The sequence below is a fragment of the Clostridium nitrophenolicum genome (genome assembly GCF_055391695.1).
This window is the reverse complement of the sequence record NZ_AP042469.1, coordinates 216,399-237,910: the sequence shown is the minus strand read 5'-3', so window position 1 is coordinate 237,910 and position 21,512 is coordinate 216,399. Positions and strand designations below refer to the sequence as shown.

14 protein-coding genes and 1 riboswitch are annotated in these 21,512 nt (G+C 27.4%); of the genes, 2 read left to right on the top strand and 12 right to left on the bottom strand.

All coding sequences use genetic code 11. The features are described 5' to 3' along the window. Window positions 1–99: 99 nt before the first annotated feature. Both ACZ5N4_RS01125 and ACZ5N4_RS01120 read right to left on the bottom strand, forming a co-directional pair. A complete protein-coding gene (locus ACZ5N4_RS01125) occupies window positions 100–1,230 on the bottom strand; it encodes an RNA-guided endonuclease InsQ/TnpB family protein (protein ID WP_464206401.1) in 1,131 nt (376 codons plus the stop codon). A 591-nt stretch (window positions 1,231–1,821) separates the two neighbouring features. Further along, a complete protein-coding gene (locus tag ACZ5N4_RS01120; RefSeq protein WP_464206399.1) occupies window positions 1,822–2,589 on the bottom strand; it encodes a cell wall-binding repeat-containing protein in 768 nt (255 codons plus the stop codon). Between the two features lie 266 nt (window positions 2,590–2,855). Beyond that, window positions 2,856–2,958: riboswitch (TPP riboswitch) on the top strand. A gap of 73 nt (window positions 2,959–3,031) precedes the next feature. On the opposite strand from ACZ5N4_RS01120, the gene thiT reads away from it, so the two are divergent. Together thiT and ACZ5N4_RS01110 are read left to right on the top strand one after the other, a co-directional pair. Further along, window positions 3,032–3,664 (top strand): energy-coupled thiamine transporter ThiT, encoded by a 633-nt coding sequence (thiT, locus tag ACZ5N4_RS01115; protein WP_464206397.1) that lies wholly within the window; start codon window positions 3,032–3,034, stop codon window positions 3,662–3,664. Between the two features lie 235 nt (window positions 3,665–3,899). Continuing rightward, window positions 3,900–5,324: a cell wall-binding repeat-containing protein gene (locus ACZ5N4_RS01110; protein WP_464206395.1), complete on the top strand. Its 1,425-nt coding sequence runs from the start codon at window positions 3,900–3,902 to the stop codon at window positions 5,322–5,324. Window positions 5,325–5,441: 117 nt separating this feature from the next. Here ACZ5N4_RS01110 and ACZ5N4_RS01105 read toward each other — a convergent pair whose 3' ends face one another. From ACZ5N4_RS01105 to ACZ5N4_RS01060, 10 genes are all read right to left on the bottom strand, one after another. Further along, on the bottom strand, window positions 5,442–6,911 hold the full coding sequence (locus tag ACZ5N4_RS01105) for an undecaprenyl-phosphate glucose phosphotransferase (RefSeq protein WP_464206393.1): 1,470 nt from the start codon (window positions 6,909–6,911) through the stop codon (window positions 5,442–5,444). A gap of 51 nt (window positions 6,912–6,962) precedes the next feature. Then, window positions 6,963–8,063, bottom strand: a complete 1,101-nt coding sequence (locus ACZ5N4_RS01100; protein WP_464206391.1) for a glycosyltransferase family 4 protein — start codon at window positions 8,061–8,063, stop codon at window positions 6,963–6,965. A 109-nt stretch (window positions 8,064–8,172) separates the two neighbouring features. Continuing rightward, a complete protein-coding gene (locus ACZ5N4_RS01095) occupies window positions 8,173–9,276 on the bottom strand; it encodes a glycosyltransferase family 4 protein (protein ID WP_464206389.1) in 1,104 nt (367 codons plus the stop codon). Window positions 9,277–9,668: 392 nt separating this feature from the next. After that, on the bottom strand, window positions 9,669–10,763 hold the full coding sequence (locus ACZ5N4_RS01090; protein ID WP_464206388.1) for a glycosyltransferase: 1,095 nt from the start codon (window positions 10,761–10,763) through the stop codon (window positions 9,669–9,671). Window positions 10,764–11,553: 790 nt separating this feature from the next. Beyond that, the gene (locus ACZ5N4_RS01085) at window positions 11,554–12,423 is read right to left on the bottom strand and encodes a UbiA prenyltransferase family protein (RefSeq protein WP_464206386.1); all 870 of its coding nucleotides are present in this window, start codon (window positions 12,421–12,423) and stop codon (window positions 11,554–11,556) included. Between the two features lie 34 nt (window positions 12,424–12,457). After that, complete coding sequence (locus ACZ5N4_RS01080; RefSeq protein WP_464206384.1) at window positions 12,458–14,431, bottom strand: hypothetical protein; 1,974 nt, start codon at window positions 14,429–14,431, stop codon at window positions 12,458–12,460. A gap of 74 nt (window positions 14,432–14,505) precedes the next feature. Further along, complete coding sequence (locus ACZ5N4_RS01075) at window positions 14,506–16,368, bottom strand: methyltransferase domain-containing protein (RefSeq protein WP_464206382.1); 1,863 nt, start codon at window positions 16,366–16,368, stop codon at window positions 14,506–14,508. Window positions 16,369–16,429: 61 nt separating this feature from the next. After that, window positions 16,430–18,970 (bottom strand): glycosyltransferase, encoded by a 2,541-nt coding sequence (locus ACZ5N4_RS01070; protein WP_464206380.1) that lies wholly within the window; start codon window positions 18,968–18,970, stop codon window positions 16,430–16,432. 3 nt (window positions 18,971–18,973) lie between these two features. Next, window positions 18,974–20,164: an FkbM family methyltransferase gene (locus ACZ5N4_RS01065; RefSeq protein WP_464206378.1), complete on the bottom strand. Its 1,191-nt coding sequence runs from the start codon at window positions 20,162–20,164 to the stop codon at window positions 18,974–18,976. Between the two features lie 22 nt (window positions 20,165–20,186). Further along, the gene (locus ACZ5N4_RS01060) at window positions 20,187–21,512 is read right to left on the bottom strand and encodes an ABC transporter ATP-binding protein (protein WP_464206376.1); all 1,326 of its coding nucleotides are present in this window, start codon (window positions 21,510–21,512) and stop codon (window positions 20,187–20,189) included.

The following is a 21,512-nucleotide window of genomic DNA, read 5'->3' as shown; positions in this document are numbered from 1 at the left end:
CAATTATTTATACAATCTACTTTAGTTTGGTATAGTTCTCCAAGGGCTTAAATTCCCCTACAACGCAGGGTACACATTAGCATTATCTTTTTAGTGATACTACGCTAATTTATAATTACCAAGATTAATTGAAGCGTTTTTGTCTCTATCTAGTTCTGATCCACATTTATCGCATACATAAATTCTATCCTTTAGCTTTAAATCTTCTTTTTTATTTCCACAACAACTGCAAATTTTACTTGAAGAATAGAATCTATCTGCTTGAACAAACTCTATTCCATTAAACTCACACTTATATTTTATCTGCCTAATAAACTCATAGAATTTTTGTTCTTGTATGCTTTCTGATAAATGTTTATTTTTCATCATCCCACTGATATTTAAATCCTCCATAATAACTCTATATGGCTTTAATTTAACTATTTTATTAGTGGCTTGATGAATATGGTTAAGTCTTATATTGTTTAACTTTCTATAGATAAGTTTAATTTGTTTTTCAAGTTTTATTATGTTTTTAGTCTTAACAAATTCCTTACCTTTTTTATTTGCTTCATATTTTCTTGATACTTGCCTTTGTAATCTTTTTAATTTCTTTTTTAGCTTTCTAACCTTCATAGATTTATTAATGTTTTTTATTGGTTTATCTAAACAATTTATAACTGCTAAATTCTTGATTCCTAAGTCAATTCCAATAGATAAATCCTTATTTAACTCAACTTGGTTTTCGTTGTGTTCAAAGCTCAATGTTAGATACCAATACTTGCCGTCAAATTCACATCTTGGATTATTATATTTAGGTAAAATAGGTATTTTATAATTTGTTTTATATTTAACCTTACCTATTTTCTCTATATTAACTGTTCCATCTTTGAATTTAATAGCATCATATCTAACATAAAAGGATTTTTTAGATTTTTTCTTACTTCTAAATTTAGGATGCTTAGATATTCCCTTAAAGAAATTGTTATAAGCATCATTTAAATCCTCAAAAACTTGCTGCATAACCTGTGCAGATACTTCCTTTAACCATACATAATTACTATCTTTTTTAATTATATTATTAAATTCAGTTCTTATTTTTACTTTTGAAGGTCTAATCCCTTGCTTATTCATTTCTTCCCATTTTGCTAAACCCCAGTTGTATGCAAACCTTGCACAACCTACAGATTTAAACATTAATATTTCCTGTTCATTAGTTGGCTTTAATCTTATTTTTATTGCTTTAATCATATTCTCACCTCACTTTCTAGTATTATTATCTCCCAATTATTAGGTATTATAATAATGAGGTAAGTTTTAAAAAGATTACATTATCACTTATAGATTATCTTTATATATTTATAACTTGTTACAAGTTTTATGCTCATTCACCTAGTATCGCTACTACTAAGCAGTTCTCAAAGTCTTGTAAAACTTATGAACTTCTCATACTTTCATATGAGCGTAGACTATATCACCACCTAATCGGTGTCCTCCACTTCCACTACCAATAGCTTGTAATGTACTCCCATCACAGGATAGTCGTTGAAGTTTCCTCTTTTCGAGGCTTACCTGCTGATTGCCCATTATTAAAACCTTTCGGTTTATTTGCACTTAGGATTTAACCTTATGCTATCTAACTAATTTTTTCCACTTTCGTAACTATCACGCTTAGGCTTATTTCATCCTTACGTTGTAGTTTAGTTAGCTTTAGGGGTTTCCAGCAATTCAAAGGATTTTGGATGTATTTCATACATCACTCCATGCTCTTTACGAACATGGGAGGCTGTCAACAATTTTCTAAGTTATAATTATTGTTAATATTTTATGACTTCTTATAACTTATTTGTAACTGTTAGTTACCTCTAAAATTTTTTGATTAGTATTAAATCTATTTTGTCCTCCATCAATTCTTTTAGCTTTTCCAAGAATACTCAGTATGTTATCACTTATAATATTTTTAGTTCCAATAATTGTTACGGCAGAATTATTAGTTTTGACAAAATCTATAATAGGTTTTATATCATCAATATTGTTACTCCCTAATAATAGTATCTGCCCTTTAGAAGCTGCTATAGGAGCTACTGATAGAGCATCACAAAAACCTTCTCCTCCAACTAATAAAACATCACTTGAACTTACTCCAAGAGATAGTAATTCTCTAGCAACTGCTGCATTAGTTTCATACCTGCTGTTACCTTTAAGTTCTGTCAATCTATATTGAGATCTTAATCCTCTTCTTACGGATTCGGAGACTGATGCGTTACCTCCTACAATATATATATTTTTTGTTTTTAAAGAACTTAGTGCATTTTTAGTATCATTGTTTAGAGAATTGGATTGAGTTAAAAGTATTGGCACATTTAATTTCTTTGCTAAAACCACTGCACTTACTGCATCTGCATAACCTTCACCAGATACCAATACCACCGTATCACTAGTTGGCCAATTTGCTACAGCAACTTGTGCTGCAGTAGCATATCTGTCGACACCACTTATTCTTATAATCTGTTCTGATTTAGCATTAATTGGGATTATCAATGAAGATATACTTAAAACCAATATCATAAATATAGAAATTAGGGATCTTTTTTTACTTTTCTTGTTCATAATAATGCCTCCTATATGAAGAAAGCCATAGTACACTGTATCTATAACATATATTTATATCAACTTAAAAGTTTTATAATTATAGTTAGTATATTTATAATTCCCCATAATTTTATGTTTTATATCTTATTTTTCATTGTAAATTTCTTTTTTTATTTTCATTTGGAAAATGAAATTGTCCACTAGAAATTGACACAAGCTTTAACTAGAGGATTGTTGAAACCTTCTGTGTTATATACTATAATATAATCAGTAAATAATTAAACATTTAGTGCTAGGGGTGCCTTAACGGCTGAGAAATAAACTTTTTTATTAACCCTTGTACCTGATCTGGATAATGCCAGCGTAGGAAAGCGATGTTCTCTAAAATACTAATCGTATTCCACAAGAATAGGATTTCTTGTTATACAGGTACCTCAATGGTACAAAGGAGGTATTTTTTATGTCTTTATATAAAAATTTTCTAGAAATTATATCACATCCAACATCTATTTTTGCACTTCTTGGATTGATTCTTATCATTGTATTTATAGCCAAAGTAAAAAAAGTAAAATTTACTACCCATTTAATTGCACAAATAGGCATTGCTTTAGCGTTAGCTACCGTACTTAAGATTTTTAGAATATATCACTTACCTCAAGGTGGTAGTGTTACTCTAGGAAGTATGATTCCTATTATCTTAATGGCTATATTCTATGGTTCTGAAGTAGGATTCCTCACGGGTTTTTTATATGGAATAATAACATTAATTTTGGATCCATATATACTTCACCCTGTACAAGTTTTATTTGATTACCCTTTACCATTTATGGCATTAGGACTTGCAGGCCATTTCAAAAATAATAAGCTTTTAGGGACATTTATAGCCTTGTTTACACGATTCTTATGTCACTTTATATCTGGAGTAGTATTCTTCGGTAGTTTTGCCCCTAAAGGTATGTCTCCAGTTTTATACTCACTAGTTGTAAATGGTATATTTATAGGAGTTGAAGGAGCTATATGTATGGTAATAATAGCCTTACTTCCAGTAAAGCAGCTATCTACAATGTTAACTAGAAATATACCTCAAAATTAAATATAAAAAATAAATTTACACAATATTTGAAAAGGACCCATTCAGGATAAATTTTCCTCAATGGGTCTTTTATTAAGACTTTTTTATAACATTAGACTTTTATCTGTTATTCCTGCCATGTAGTATATTCAAATGTCCCATTTTCGCTTAGAGGGCTTGCTCGAACTTGCTATTTACCACATACTTAATTATATGGTACAATTTAGTTAACACAATAAAAGGGAGGATATTTGGGATGAAAAAATTTAAGTTTATTAATTTAACTATAGCACTAGTATTCAGTATTATTTTCATTTTTACCCTAACTAGTGCTCATGCCGCAGATAGCACAGTATATTATACTCATCAAGGTGGACAAGATAGATATGAAACTTGTAGAAAATTAATTTATAGAAATATAATAGGTGATTTTAACTATGCAGTTTTAGTATCTGGTGGTAATTACCCAGATTCTCTTAGTGCTGCTCCACTAGCAAAGCACTATGATGCTCCAATTATCTTGCTTCCTGTAAATAGCAACAACCAATCTTACTTAGACAATAATACTATAGATCTTTTAAAGAAACGTGGTGTAAAGCAAGTATTCATAATTGGAGGAACTGGTGTAATACCAAATGAAGTAGAAAGAACACTGACTGGTATGAGAATTTCCACTACTCGTATCAGTGGACAAGATAGATATGAAACTTCAATAAAGGTTGCTAAAAAACTTCCTGTACCTTCAGAAGTATTTGTTACAACAGGAGAAGACTTTAAAGATGCATTATCAATATCTTCAATAGCAGCGAAAAAAGAAGCACCTATTGTTTTAGTTCCACCAAGTGATGTGATCTCTGACAATATTAAAAGTTATTTTGATGAGAATAAATCAGTGAAAACTCATGTAGTTGCTGGGAAAGACTTGATTAGTGATACTGTAGTTAATCAACTTCCTAATGCCGTAAGAATAGACGGAACTGACGCATATGAGAGAAACTCTAATGTTATACATAAGTTTAACAATGAATTAAATTTTACTGAAACCTATATAGCCTCTGGAGAAGGTTTTGCGGATGGTCTAAGTGCATCTGTAATAGCTGCAAAAACCTCTTCACCAATAATACTAATAAAAGATCCTATTCCTATTGCAACAAGCAAACTAATTAACTCAAAATTTTCAGATATAAAACATATTACAGTTCTAGGCGGTGAAGGTTCAGTATCTAATAATCTTCTAAATTCATTTGGTAACTTAAAAGAGCACCCTTACTTAAATGAAGTGTTAACACCTCATTATGCTGCCTTTGATCCTAATAACCGAGATTTCTATAAACAAGATAATTTTACTTGCGGCAGCAAAACCTATTATGGATTTCAAATGGCAAATTCCTATAATTCAAACTTAAATACATATATGAGTTTTAACCTTAACCAAAAATATACTAGTATAACTGGAAAGGTCGGTATAACTCGATATGGTAATGAAGGCATTCTTAAGGTTTATGGGGATGACGCTTTAATAAAGGAGTATAAGGTAAATTCTCTTGATGATCTTGTAAACATGGATATTAATGTGGAAGATATTGATACTCTTAGATTTGTTTTTGTAATTACAAAAGGTAGCACTGATCAAAATAGTAACTCAGCAGGATTAGCCTTCATAGATACAAAAATTAAATAGTTGTATATGAAAAGAAGTGGTTATCTAGAATATAATCACTTCTTTTTACTGATCAATACAACCTATAATAAAAAACTTTTTTACTTTTGCGTAGTAGATAAACTTGAACGCTCGTTCTTAATAAGCATTCTTATTTACAAAGCCTTTAAACACAGTTAAAAACATAATCTTTATATCAAGCCAAAAACTCCAGCTTTCAATATAATAGATATCACACTCTATTCTTTTCTCTATAGATGTATCTCCTCTCCAACCGTTAACCTGTGCCCATCCAGTAATTCCAGGTCTAACTTGATGTTTAACCATATACTTAGGTATTTCTTCTTTGAATTTATCTACAAAGAAAGGTCTTTCAGGCCTTGGACCAACTAGACTCATGTCTCCCTTTAGCACATTAAATAGCTGTGGTAATTCATCTATACTTGTTTTTCTTATAAAGGAACCAAATTTAGTCTTTCTAGGGTCATTTTCAGTTGTCCATTGAACTTTTTCTTCCTCATCCTTTTGCATATGCATTGATCTAAATTTGTACATATTAAAGTTCTTCTTATTTAGCCCTACTCTTTCTTGCTTAAAGAAAATTGGCCCTGGTGATGTTATTTTTATAATTAAAGCTGTTGCTAACATTATAGGGGAAAATAAAATTATACTTATTAAGGATATAACTATATCAAAAAATCTCTTAATCATCTTATTAGCTAAATTATCTAATGGGATGTACCTTATATTGATTATTGGTAACCCATCTACCTCTTCTACATATGGCTTAGCAGGAATATATTTATAATAGTCAGGTATAATTTGAGTTCTTACACCACTTTTCTCACATATATTAATAATATTCTCTAACTTATTATATTCATCAATAGGTAATGTTATAAAAACTTCATCTATGCCATAGTTATCCAAATAAAATTGCAATTTATTAATTCCATTTATATTTTCTGCTCCTTGTATAGATGCAGCTACTTCCCCAAAAGCCTTTTTATATTCACTTAAAGCACTATATTCTATATCTTCCTTATGTAAATTCTTGTTATCATCAATTATAGCTACTACATTATATCCCCACTGTTTATTTCTTTTAAGTCTTTTTAAAAGCTCTATAGTAAGAGTGCTATAGCCTACAATAAGAATATGCTTCATATTATATCCATTTTTTCTTACATGCCTTAAAAATACTCTTATAAAAATTCTTTCAGCAGTAGTGAAAAATATAGATATTCCATTAAAAATAAAAAGAAGATATCTAGAATAATCCATCTCTTTAAACATAAATAAGACAAGTATAAAAATTAAAATACCAGCTATATTGGCCTTTAATATATTTATAAATTCTTCATATATACGCTTAAATCTATAGGGAGTATAGAGATTAAATGCATTATAAATAAACAAATAAATAGGAATTATACATATAACAGGCTTTAAGTATTGATTAAAAGTTAAGTATCCACCTTCACCTGTAATATGTAGAATACCACTCTTGAATCTTATATACCATGCAAAAATTAAAGAAAATATTATACATAAAGTATCTAAAAAAACTTGAAATCTATTTAAATACTTTTGATTTTCTTTTATCATATATATCTCTCTTTCTTACAATTTAATTTAATAGTATGTTTACTTTTTGTTTTACATATTATTAAATTCTTTTATCTTTTCACTAACAAAATCCATAAATTCTTTTTTAAATCTTTCTACACTAAATCGTAAAGCATTCTGCCTTATTACACTTTTATCAAAATTACTATAAGACTGCTCCATTTTCAATACAGCTTCTTTAAGGGATTCTACACTTTGTTCATAAAAGAATATTCCTGTTTGTCTATCAATAACCGTTTCCAATGTTCCACCTTTACCATATGCAATAACAGGGTTTCCACAGGCCTGTGCCTCCACTGGGGTTATTCCAAAGTCTTCTTCACCTGCAAAAATAAAGGCCCTACACCCTCTATAGTACTCTCGCATTTCTTCATCTGAAAGCTTTCCTAGTAAAGATATATTATTTTTAGCAATAGACTTATACTTTTTATGCTCAAGACCTCCTCCTATTATTACTAAAGGTAGTCCTAATTCATTAAAAGCTTCTATGGCTAAATCTACTCTTTTATATCCTACAAGGCGAGAAACTATAAGATAATACTCTCCATTTTTATCTGAAGGAGTATAAAAGTCTGTGTCTACAGGCGGATATATTACCTTTGAATCTCTTCTGTAATTTTTTTGTATTCTTTTTGCCACATTGTTAGCATTTGCCACAAAGTAATCAACTCTATCTGCCGAAAGTTTGTCCCAAAGTCTTATTTTGTGCATCTGAAAGCTTATAATCCACTGCATTAATTTACTCTTTTCCCCTATGTATTGGTGATATAAATCCCAACCATATCTCATTGGGGTATGACAATAACATATATGTAATGTATCTGCTTTAGTTATAACTCCCTTAGCGCAGCAGGTTGAAGAGCTTATAACTAAATCATATTCTGATAGATCATATTGTTCTACAGCATGAGGCATAAGTGGAAGCAGATTTTGGTACCTTGTTTTTGCAAAAGGTATTTTTTGAAGATATGATGTTCTTATATCCATTTTGTTATATTCTTCCGGCATATTATCTTTATTATGTATAAAAACATGAATAGGTGCATCTGGAAAAAGCTCATGAAAAGCCTTAACAACCTTCTCTGAACCACCTATACCGCTGAACCATTCATGCACAATTGCTACTTTCATAAAATCAATTCTCCTCTGTACATCCCGGTTAGCATACACTAAAGGGATTAATTTTTATTAATATATAGTTTTTCCTAAGACTTCATAATTGCTCTTTGAGTTTACTATCTTATTCTATAATCTTTAAATATAAATTATAAGTTTCTTTAGCTGTCTTCTTCCAATCAAAAAATTCTACTCTTTCCTTGCCTTTTCTAATTAAATCATTTTGAAGATTTTTATCATTTAGTATTTGTAATATTTTAAATGAAATATCATCTACTTCCTTCGGATTACAATAAATTGCACAGTCACTACAAGTTTCCTTAAATATTTCAATATCAGAAACAAGTGCCGGTAATTTTCTGCCCATAGCTTCTAATGGTGGAAATCCAAACCCTTCATATAATGATACTGACACAAATAAATTGGCATTTTTATATAATACTTCAAGTTCAAAATTGCTTACAAAGTTTGTAAATACAATTTTATTTTCAAGCTTTAATTTTCTAACTTCTTCAAAAACATCATTATACATCCATCCCTTTTTACCTGCTATAACTAGTTTGTATTCGGGGATTTCATTTGTTATATTTTTAAATGCTTGTATTAAATTTTTAATGTTTTTATGAGGCGCAATAGTTCCAACATATAAGATATATTTATTATCCACTATATCAAATTTATCTAAAACTTTAATTTCTTCATCGTAACTTATGTCTATCTTAGGTATATTAACACCTTCGTAAATTACTTCTACCTTATCTTCTACCTTAGGATAATAATAAAGTAATTCTTTCTTTGAAAACTCAGAAACACAAATTAGTTTTTCTGCAGAATTAATAGTATTTTTTAAAAGAATATTCTTGGTTATATTCTGCATAGCAGTATACTTATCTCTCATAGTATACATTGCCATATCATGAATAGTTGCAACTTTTGCTCCTTTATATAATACAGGTGTTGCATAATCTGGAAAATGAACTACATCATAATCTTTATATAAACCTATAGATTTTAACTGCTCACATATTATCCTATCTTTACTTCCTCTAATGTTTTTATTAGCAAAAATTAAATTATTGGAAACTAATTTATTCTTAAATTCATCTCTAATCAATATATCAACATCATAATTTTCTTCTATAAACATCTTTAATAGCATTTCATTATATTTAGAAATTCCTGCTCCATTATTTTCATAATGTAGACCATTTAATAATATTTTATTCAAAGCAATGACTCCTTTATCGCTGATATAATCCATTATATCAAAAAAGTGACATAAACAGTCACTTTTTAAAATCAAAAATATTTCTTTAATATCTTAGATACTTTAATATCGAAAATAAGTCTCTCTAAATTTTTAGCTATATTATATGTATAAATTTCTATGCCTGAACGATTATTACGACAAGGTTCTAAATCAAGTAATATTCTCTTATTTGGAAATTCCACCTTACCTAATTAGCTTGGATTTATATATCATCTTTAATTTAGTGATTACTTTTTTTGATAGTTTTATTAATCTCATCATCTTTAACTTAAAAAAGACCTTATGATATTCTAAATTATTTATATCTTGAAGTTCTTGAAATTCAATTTCTTTATATCTAAAATACATAATTACAAGTTTTCACCTTTCATATTATAAATATAATCATTTAAGTTATTTTTAAATATCTCAGCAGTAATTTCCTTCTTAAATCTATGTAAATTTTTTCTCTGCTTTTCAATAATCTGTTGTTTGTATTTAGTATCATTCATAATCTTCCTTATGACTTCTGAATACTCGATATAATTTTTAGAATTCAAAAGAACACCGCTATCTCCAAGTGTGTATGGTATAGCACTTGAACTAAATGCTACAACTGGGATATCAAAATAAATACTCTCGAGTAAAGGGACACAAAACCCTTCATGCTCACTCATACATAAGAATACATCCGCAATCTTATAATAAGATAATATATCTTGAAAGGGAATGTGACCAGTAAAGTATACATCATTTAATTTTAGTTCCTTGACAAATCCTTTTAATTTTGCACAATATTTCTCATTTCCATTATGTGATCCAACTAAGAAAAGTCTTGCATTGTTATCAACATAATTCTTATAATAATAAAATACTTTTATAACATCCTCTTGTTTTTTATTTGGGGCTATTCTTCCTGTGAAAATTATATTAGTACCTTGAGCACTATATCTCTTTATGATATCTTCATTAGGTTCTTTCTCATATTCTTCAAAATCAATAATTAATGGTTGTACATCTATTTTACATTTAAATCCCATTTCTTCTAGTTCTAATTTGTTAAATTCCGAATCTGCAAGTATATAATCTACATATCCCTTAAGACTCTCTAATTGCTTAATTCCATTTTCAAGTTTTGAAGCTGTTCTTTTGTTATATGGAAGAAAAAATCCTTTAGGAGTCATATTATGATATATCATTATTTTTTTGCATTTATATTCTTTAAATTCATCAGAAAAGTGACTACCTATAGCTTTATGATATATTACAATATCTTCACTAGATAGTTCAGAATAAAATTTATCTCTATTATATATTTTTGCCTGTATATTTATTTTAGAATCTACATAGTCAGACAATACCATCTTAGTATAACCTAATTCGTTTATTACTTTATCTATTGCTATTACTTCATTTCCTATTGCATCTCCATATGATAAAGAAGGTAGTATTTGATATATTTTCATTTTAAAATTCATTCCTTTAGCGTGCTCAAAGCACAAAATTTAATAAAATAGATTAACTTCTAAAATACTATCAATAATATAGATAAGTATGAAGACGTACTACATAGCATTGTAGTATGTAATTAGATTTTTCCAATCCACATAAAAACATGTACCAAATATTTTTTAAGTAAAAATAATTATGCTAATGAGCACGTAAGTTAATGTTTATTTAAGCAAAAACTGCTCTAAGAGTATTAATATTCATTGAATATAAAGTGATACACTTTTATTCCATTTTATATTGAGCTTATTTAAGCTTTATCTAAGCCTAATTTATCAATTTTAAATTGTTTTGAAATTATACTGCTTGTATATCTTCTTGTAAAAGCTATAAGATGACTTAAGAAAAAAGATAATGGTACTATTATTAAATAATATTTAAGAAATTGCTGCTGAGTTTTGAAATAATTCTTTATAAAGTATGGATATATCAAGTAGTCTGTCAAAAACGATGCTAGGTACATTTCAAATGAGAAAAATGAACACTTAGAACAAATAAAATTACGAAAAACCTAACAATATCCAATCCCAGTACCCTATTTGTATTCATTTTTAATTCACCTATGTCTATTTTTGTAAATATTATTAACGCTTTAACATAACTGGAATTACGAATCAATCAGATCTTGTCTTCCAATTGTTGTTAAATAAACTACCTGATACACAACTTTAATTGTAATTCAATGTAAAATTGATTCGTTTTTTATTAATTTATATTGCTATCTATTAATTCTTCCATAAAGGTAAGCTATATATATACTATTGCTAACACAATAATTATATATATAAAAACCATGAAAATTAATACCTTATCATCTAACAACACACTAACTGGATCGCCGTCTGAATTTCCTTCAATATTCAAACTATATTTCATACAAATTAGCATTACTAAAGGGACTGTCCACACAATATTATTACTTGAATATCTTGCTAAGGTATTAGAATCTACACACCATAATGAATAGAAAACATTAGTTAATCCTAAACACATATACATATTTTTATCAAGAAAATCCTGATTATAATATTTTAATACTATTCTAGTTTCATTTCCTTCAGTTTTCAATTCATTTCTTCTTTTTCCTAATGCTAAATAAAATGACATAGCTATTACTGTTAAGTATAGCCATTTAGAGACTTCTATATCTATGATTGCTGATCCGTATAAAACTCTCAATAAAAATCCTAATACTAAAATAGTAACGTCTATAATTGGAATGTTTTTCAATCCCATGCTATATGCAAAATTTAATATCACATACGTCATTATAAAAATCCAAGCAGTTACATTAAATCCACATGCAACATAATTTAGTATTACTCCAACTGTTGTTATAAATATTGCTAACACATATGCAGATTTTATTGATACCAAACCAGATGCAATCGGTCTATTACATTTTATGGAATGTTTCCTGTCTTTTTCAACATCCTGAATATCATTAACTATATAAACTATAGATGAAAGAATACTAAATGAACAAAAGGCCAGAATCGTTTTATTTAGCAATTCAACATTAAATAAATTTTTACTAAACACAAGTGGTAAAAAAATTAATATGTTTTTTAAATAATGATGTATTCTCATCAATTTCAAATATTTTTTCACTACCATTCCCCCATAGATATCTAGATATTTACTTCTTATACTACTCCACTTTTTCTAACAATATTGATGATACTATAATATCTTTATCTTGATTGTTAAGCACTCTAAATTCAACATCTTGGATTTTTTTATTTACTTTAAATTTATATACAATTTCATTTTGCATTTCTGATTTCTTTTCTATATTAATTAATTTATTACCTGAGCTGTAGGCTACATTATAGATAGATTTTTCTAAGTTATCTCCTTTAATTGTAATAACATATTGCCCTTGGTTAACTTGCTTGTATGGCCCAAATATAATTCCACCTTTTTTTAATACCAATTTATTATTTTCTATTAATACAAGGTCATTGTGACTTAATTGATTACCATAAACTAAATTTTCATTTAAAATATTATCTTTATTAATAGTATATAAGAATTTATCATATCGAATTTGAGGTTTTATTTTTAATTTGGTATTACTGCTGAAATTTATATATTGATATCCATCTTTATTATTTATTACTTTAATTTGATTTTCTAAATCTACTAAGGCTTTATCGTCATTAAAAAATGCCCCATCTAATAAATGTGTAGTTTTAGGAGTCACTAGAATCTTCCTTACATATCCTTCATTTTGAACATAAATTACTGGTTTCTTATATCCTCCATATTCAGTAATTTGTGCAACTCGTATCATAAAAGTATTATAATATGGATTATATATATACGGACACTTGTCAAGAATAAATTCTGCTATTGGTGTCATTTTCATATCACTAGTTTTATTAGGGAAAACTCCCCCATAGTTTACAATTACCAATAAACTAATAAAAGATGAAATTATCATACCAACATACACAGTTCTTTTCCATATAATTTTCTTAATTAAATTTTCATATTGTGTTGTTATAAAAAATATCATTATAGGCACTGACCAAATATTATATCTTGATATTCCAGTCATTCCACAATTAATATGAAACATTATTGAATATGCTCCAATGGTTCCTAAAAATGCTAGAGCAAAAACATATGTACATGCATTTTTCTTAAATATACCCACTATTAATAATGCAAAATATATTATTAAACCTATAGTAAAATACGGCAAAATACCTAAATTTAAATCAAATAAATATGAAAAAAATCTTGGCCAATATTCATTAAATGAACTCATATTAGATGACAAATTTATGATTCTAAAATTAATATAATTATATATAAATGGTATTATTGATGGTATAAAACATATGGCTAACAATACAATATCTTTTATACTATATTTAATTAAATTCTTAAAATTACATCTACTCTTATACTTATTTTCGTTTACTAATTTAATGAAATAATCAACTATAATAGCGAGTCCATATACCATAATTGTAGGATTTAAAGTTCCAGCCAATGAAACAAAAAATCCTGCTTTTTTATGTTCTTGGTTAGCAAAGAAAACTAGTGACAAAACAACTAATGCAAAAGTCATAACTTCAGATGACATCCACGTAAGATAGAAAATTGCAGGATTTAATGCAATCATCAGTATTGTAATAAACTTAATTTTATAATTTGATCTTAATTTTAAAAATATAGTTACTAATGCAATTATATACATAATTTCATTAGTGATTACAAATGCATAAGATTGATTTAAGTTTAGTGATTTTAATATTAATTTAGCCGGAATACAAGAAAAAGAATATGTTCCAAAATACCATCCATGTGCTTTATGTACAGGCTCCGTAATCTTTATTGGGAACTGGCTAGGATATTGACTCTTTAAATATTCATATTGATTTGGAAAATCTTTTTTTGCCTGTTCTAAATCAGATTCAAGTACAAATGAAGATAGCCTATTTTGTAAGGATATCGTAGTTAACATATAATCATCTGATTCCCCCATTGGTGTTGGAATCTTAGAAAATGAATAAAATGATGAAATCAATATAAACATAAATATTATAATTAATGATAAGCTTTTGTATATTTTTTCAAAATCATGTTCTAATATTTTTTTGTATATTTTCATGTTTTATAACATCCTTCTTTAATATTAAAGTTGAATTTTTATTTAAAGTTACTTACTACTATTCACTATATTCATTATTTTCTCTTCTGTATAATTAAACCAAACGATGTACTATCAAGTCCATCAATATTTAAACACATATGATATTTGGGATTAGTCTTATAGTAAGGTGGCTGATCTACGAACAAATCGCCTTCCATATTTCCCCGCTTAAAATCTACTTCTATTTCATGCCCATTATTCTTTAACCAATTAACAATCTCTTCTATATCCTTTCTTCTATAAATTACACTATCTCCCTCTGTAATTGTTTCATCATTTGAACTTAAATTGTATTCTGTTGTATGTACTGCAATTCCACCAGGCTTTAAAGTTTTCAACATGTTCTTAATGAATTGTTTACTCTTTTCTAAGCTTCCAACATGTTCAATTGCACAACTCGACCAACAAAAATCAAATTCTATTAAATCCTTAGGTATATCATTCATATCTACATTTTTATATTTAACCTTTTTTTCAAAAGTTTCTTTATCACATATTCCAAGTTGATTAAGAACATTTATATTCCCTGCAGCATGTTGTCCTGTTTGAATCCAGTTTTCAGCAGATTCTTCAATAGGTTCAAGGTCCGTTGCTAATATTTCACATCCCTTAGTAGCAAAATATGCTGGTAAAGGCTCTGTGCCAACTGCAAAACCTAATCCTTTGCTATTTTCCACCAACATTCCTCTCTCATATAATGCTTGTACAATATAAGCATATTCCCAACTCTTTCTATGCAAAATATTATTAGGTATTCCTGCATTATTTACTTTATTAAATTGTTCAAACCATTCTTTTACCTTTAGTTCTCTGCAAAGTTTATTAAATTCAACACTTTCTAACTGCTCTTGTTTACATACACATGATTTTAAATTTAATGTACTACTCTTGTAAATCACACATATAAAATCTTGTGGATTTTCTTTTTTTATTATTCTATCAATTTTAAATCCAGTTTTTTTACAAAGGTAATCTAAAGCCTTTCCAGTATAAAAAATCAGATGAAATCTAGTATATTCATAGCAATATTCATAGCATGGTGTTGCATGAGACATTAAACATGTATCATCTTTTAATAATCCTTTAAAAAATGTAAATCTTTCAATAGGATCTGATAAATGCTCTAATACATTATTTGAAAAAATACCATCAAATTTCATACTTTTAAGAATTTCTTCTGATGTTATAATATATGACGAATTTGAAGTAGATGAATATGGCTCATATCCATACACATTATATCCTTCAGCTCTTAGTTCTTCTATAGAATGTGACCAGTCTCCACATCCATAATTTAAATAACATCCTTCTTTTGTTGGATTTAAAGAATAAAACGCTTCTTTTTCCGCTGGTGTGGAATCTCCTTCAGAAAATACTGAATATGAATGCACGTAATCCTTTGATAATTCTTGTGAATTTAATTTTAACATTTTTATCGGTCCGACTATTGCTTTACAAGTGTTACAAGTGTATCTTTCTAGTTTTCCGCCTAAAAATATACATTCAGAATTATATTTTTTTGTTGAATCAGTATCTATGACATTCCCACATATTGGGCATGTAAGTTTAAAGTCTTTTAATGAGTCTTTATCTAACTTGTCTATTAAACTATATTTATCTTTTATTAATTCTTTTATAACATCTATATAAATTGTCATTTTATCTTGAAGTTTATTTTTCGCATTTTCATCTAAACTATCTAAATGTATTTCATCAAGTTTTTCCATGATTAAATTTAACTGTTGTTCTAATTTTTCACTTTTATTTGCTAAATGCATTGAATTATTTAATAAATCTAATTTATAAGATATATTTCCTTCTAACTCATCTACACGAGTGATTGTAGGTCCAATTAATTTTGAACGAATTTTTTTCAAACAACTTATTATATTCATTTTTTCTCCTTCAAAATTTATATATAGGAATAAAATTATTAATTAACTTATTCATTCAATTCTATTTTATAATACTTAAAGTTTTTGAAATTCTATAAATCTCCATCTCTTTATCTCTCTTAACTTCATTTATAGCTATATCTTTTAGTATTTTCTCTGTTAGTACTTCATTTTTATTCTTTAATATGAAATCTTTATATTTATTAGCTATTATATTTATATCTAATTCCTCTTCCGCATATTTTCTTGCATTTCTAGATAATTCATTAACATAATCTATGCTATTAATCATTTTTCTTAATTCATCTGTTAAAATATCTACTTCTGTTGTATCTGATGGTATTTTAGACACTGGAACTTTTATGCAACACTCATTTGGTATTTCTCTAAAACTTCCTATATTACTTACAAATACAGGTTTCTCTGCTGCTAATATCCTCATAAGACTAGCAGAAGTTTCTCCATTATAAGGATATCTTAAATTTATACATACATCACACAACCCAATGTAATCAGTAAATTCTTGCAATTCTGTAAACCCAGTTATTATAACCTTATTTTTTAAATTTTTTTCTTCACAAAAACCAATTATTTGTTTTTCCATTTCTTTGTTAGCTTCACCAACTAATATATATTTTACGTTTCTTTTTTCCTGTGCAATTATACTAAAAGCTTCTAGTGCTTTATCTATTCTTTTTGTATCTGAAACAAAACCAAAAGATGCTATTATAAATTCGTTTTTATCTATTCCATACTTTTCTCTAAGTTTTATTTTGTTTGGTATTTCCTCTATACTGGCATAAAGAGCTATCTTTGTAACCTCTCTAGAAATATTTCTTTCTAGTAGTTTTCTTTTTGCATAATCACTATGAACGATTATTTTTTTTGCATAATTAGTAACAATTCCATTCACTTCTACATCATGTATTCTAAGGCCACTTTTCCCTGACCTTATATTATCTATGTATTTTTTTACTACTTCACTGTTATCTTCAGATAATATTTTTTCAAATTCGTCATGGTTGCCTTTTGCTGCAGTTGCAAAATATATTACTCCATGTAAATTATAATCGTGTAAAACTACTGTGCCACTATATTTTTTTATATAGTCAAACATATAAATATGAAATTCACTGTTTCCAACTTGAAATAACGTATCTAAATACTTATTTTCATTAACTTCATATTCTCTGTGATTATAAATTTTTATATATTGATTATTTAGAAAAGGATTTGAATTATATTTATCATCTACATAAACATCTATATCAAAATACTTAGTTAATGCTAAAATAATATCATAACTATAATCAGAAATTCCTGACTTTAGTGGTGGTAGCGGGGTAAACATAGCTATTTTTTTTCTTGATTCCTCTGTACTCTTAACTTTCTTATTATGTTTTGTCTTACTTAGACTATCCATAGTAAGCCTCACTGTATTTTCCCAAGTATATAATTTAACTCGTTTATCCATTTCTTCTTTAAATTCATCGGAATCTAAATTTTTTAATGCTTTTTCTAAACCATTTGTGATGCTATTAATATCAAATGGATCTACAAGTACCGCTGCTTCATTAGCTATTTCACCAAGACTAGAGTTATTAGATGTAAGTACTTTTGTACCACAAGCCATTGCCTCTATAACTGGAAGTCCAAAACCTTCATATTGGGATGGAAAGGCCATAAGAGATGCCATATTATAAAGTTTTAAAAGATGTTCAAATGGAACAAAATTTGTCATAACCACTCTATCTGAAACTTTATATTTTTTTGATATTTCTCTTAACTCTAACTCTCCTTCTTTATGCAAGCTACATACTATAGCTAACATATATTTATTTTTTAATTCTTGAGATAGCTTAGAATATGCAATAATTAATTCATTCATATTCTTCCTTGAATCCGCTCCCCCTGTACACATTATGAATTCATCACTTATTCCATATTTTTTTCTTATTTCTTTTTCATCTGGAATAGTATCTAACTTAACATACCTTTTATCTATACCTGCATAAATAACATCTATCTTTTCTTCTTGTATACCTATATATTTTATTAAATCATCTTTAACACTTTTAGAAATAGCTTCTATTCTATCAACTTTTTTAATAAATTCAATAATTCTCATATACCATTTTTTTATATCCTTATTTGATAAATATCTTTTAGGAAACAAAAATGGAATTATATCATACACAGTTGCAATAGTAGTCACATCTTCAAACCATTCTATATTAAATATATCCCAATAATCAAACGGACTTGTAAAATAAAATATATCTATATCATTATTTCTTAAAAATTTTTTTACTATTTCTCCAAATATATTTTCATATTTTTTATTTAATCCATTGGGTTCACTTTGAATCAAATACTGTCCTTCACCAGTATAAATATGAACATCTTTCACATTATAATATTCTTTTTCATTTATATTTAAAATTTTAAAGATGCTATCGTCATTATATGCATTAAAAAATATATAATTATTATTTTTGTCTTTTTCTACCAATAATCTCAGTTGGTCTACATTATAATTTCCTATTCCTCGATTTTTAGAAGTTGGACTTATTAATGGCTGTACGTCTACTGCTATATTCAAATTTTAACCCTCCTGTCCTAAATTTCTCATATACTTTGCATCAATAAAAATTGAATTAATTCCTGTAAAAGCATATTCTACATAGTCCTTAGTTTTTAAATATTCTATGGCTTCATATTTTTTTACACTTATAGGCAAATAAGGTCTATACTCTATAGTTTCTATGACTATAATAAGAGGTCTAAATCTATCTAAGTCTATAGATTTTATTACTTCTAACTCATGTCCTTCAATGTCTATTGATATAAATTTTGGTGCTATACCACCAAAATACTTTTCGATAATATTATTTACCGTTATAGATTTAACCTTTATTGTATTCTCTATTGATATATTAGGGTTAATTTCACAAGCTTCTAATGCTTGTTTTTTATCTGGTGTAGATAATCCATCTCCTGATAAAATATAAAAATCTAATTCTTCATTTCCTTTTTCACTAACAAGTGAATTTAATACTATATCCTTATGTCTATAAAATGATAGTTCTTGAATTAATTTAGGATTTGCTTCTACTAAAACCCCTTTTGCTCCATTTTCATAGAAATAATAGGTATTACTTAATTCTTTTGCATGATTTGCTCCTAAATCTAAGTAAGTTATTTCTTCATTTTTAATTCCTAATGCAAAAAATATGTAAGCTAAAATTGTATCTTCACCTGCTTGAGAATATGATTTTTTTTCAAAGAAACTATGTTCGTCATATAACTCTAATTTAAATATATCATTCATTTTTTTTACTTGATTTTCTAATTCAGTTACTCTTGTCATTTGTCTTTGTAATTCAGTTATTCTGTTCATTTGATTTTCTAATTCAGCTATTTTCACTAATAAATTCTTATTATCTGATTCTACATTACTTAACTTTTCTAATGAATTTTCTATTGATTCTAATGTTGCATTATTAAAAATAGTTTGTTGTTCTGTAATCGGATTTATGTACCATTTAAGACACCTTCTGGCAACTTTTTTCCAAAACACTATCATATTCCCTATATATTTTCGGTGAGATTTAATTAATCTATGTGCATATAATTCCTTGAACTCTCTCATAGTCTCTATACTTGAGTAATTATTTGCTCCAACTACATTTTGAGAATAATTTTCTTTAACTTTACCATTATTTCCATTATAGTAACTCATCATTTTATTATAAATAATTTCATGCTCTATAGTGTCAAATTTTTTATTTTCCATAAAACCCTCCATTTTTCAAAAATTATTCTTCTAATTGCCATGTGTGCTCTACTGTTATAAATCCATTTGAACGATCATCAGATACAACATTAAAGTTACAATAATTTCGGATAAAATCCATAGGCGTACCATTTTCATCTACGATTGCTACATATAGTCCATATACTCCCGTCAAAAGAGGTAATGAATCAATATGGCATTTTACTATTCCTTCATTTTTAGTATGCTTTATTACCAATTTATCTAATTGAGTATTAGAAGCATAAATACACACTCCTTCTAAAGTATAAAAACCTATTCCAAATATATATTCTTCTAATGGTTTATTAACTTTATAATGAATTTCTATTTCTCCTGTCTCTCCACCTTTTAAAACAGTTGTTGTTTGTCCACCATTATTTCTAATAATTGCTTTTGTTATTTCTATATATTTAAGTCCAAATCTATTGGAGTTAAAATCTATTTCTGTTCTATTCTCATCTTTTTCTATAGTCTGATCATTATCAGTAATATCGTCTTTTTTTATTTCATCACTGTGTTGTGATTCTTTTATTTTTTCATTTATTTCCTCTATTCTATCTTGCTCTTTTTCATTTGCAAGTTCAATTGATTCTATTCTTTTAAAATTCATGTACTTTAGATACTTATCTATTACTTCGTATGTTTTTCCCTCTTCTTTTATAATTCCATTTTCAAGCCAAACTGCACTTGAACAAAATTTTTCTACAGTATTTGTATCATGGGTAACAATTACAATAGTAATTCCTTTTTGTTTTAATTCTCTAAGCCTTTCAAAGCACTTTTGTTGAAAATTTGTATCTCCAACTGCTAATATTTCATCTATAAGTAGTATCTCTGCATCAACATTAATAGCAACTGAAAAAGCAAGTCTCATGTACATACCAGAAGAATACGTTCTTACAGGATTGTCTATAAACTCTCCAAGTTCAGAAAAGTCGATTATTTTATCTAATCTTGCATCTATTTCTTTCCTTGTAAGTCCAAATATCGATGCATTAGTATATATATTTTCCCGTCCAGTCATATCTGGATGAAACCCTGCTCCAAGTTCTAATAAACTTGAAACCTTACCTTTAATCTCTATATTCCCTTTATCCGGATATATTATTTTAGTCATTAATTTCAAAAGTGTACTTTTGCCCGAACCATTTTCGCCTATTAATCCTACAACTTCACCTTTTTTTATGCTAAGACTTACACCTTTTAATACTTCATGCACATCATGTCTATTTCTATTTTTAAAAAGTATTCTTTCTTTAAGAGTTGAACCTTTGTCATAATAAATTTTAAAACTTTTATGTACATTATTTACTTTTATAACTTCCAT

Excerpts from the sequence above, each read along its gene's own strand:
- ACZ5N4_RS01125 (WP_464206401.1), bottom strand. The coding sequence starts at position 1,230 with ATGATTAAAGCAATAAAAATAAGATTAAAGCCAACTAATGAACAGGAA.
- ACZ5N4_RS01120 (WP_464206399.1), bottom strand. The coding sequence starts at position 2,589 with ATGAACAAGAAAAGTAAAAAAAGATCCCTAATTTCTATATTTATGATA.
- thiT (WP_464206397.1), top strand. The coding sequence starts at position 3,032 with ATGTCTTTATATAAAAATTTTCTAGAAATTATATCACATCCAACATCT.
- ACZ5N4_RS01110 (WP_464206395.1), top strand. The coding sequence starts at position 3,900 with ATGAAAAAATTTAAGTTTATTAATTTAACTATAGCACTAGTATTCAGT.
- ACZ5N4_RS01105 (WP_464206393.1), bottom strand. The coding sequence starts at position 6,911 with ATGATAAAAGAAAATCAAAAGTATTTAAATAGATTTCAAGTTTTTTTA.
- ACZ5N4_RS01100 (WP_464206391.1), bottom strand. The coding sequence starts at position 8,063 with ATGAAAGTAGCAATTGTGCATGAATGGTTCAGCGGTATAGGTGGTTCA.
- ACZ5N4_RS01090 (WP_464206388.1), bottom strand. The coding sequence starts at position 10,763 with ATGAAAATATATCAAATACTACCTTCTTTATCATATGGAGATGCAATA.
- ACZ5N4_RS01085 (WP_464206386.1), bottom strand. The coding sequence starts at position 12,423 with ATGGTAGTGAAAAAATATTTGAAATTGATGAGAATACATCATTATTTA.
- ACZ5N4_RS01080 (WP_464206384.1), bottom strand. The coding sequence starts at position 14,431 with ATGAAAATATACAAAAAAATATTAGAACATGATTTTGAAAAAATATAC.
- ACZ5N4_RS01075 (WP_464206382.1), bottom strand. The coding sequence starts at position 16,368 with ATGAATATAATAAGTTGTTTGAAAAAAATTCGTTCAAAATTAATTGGA.
- ACZ5N4_RS01065 (WP_464206378.1), bottom strand. The coding sequence starts at position 20,164 with ATGGAAAATAAAAAATTTGACACTATAGAGCATGAAATTATTTATAAT.
- ACZ5N4_RS01060 (WP_464206376.1), bottom strand. The coding sequence starts at position 21,512 with ATGGAAGTTATAAAAGTAAATAATGTACATAAAAGTTTTAAAATTTAT.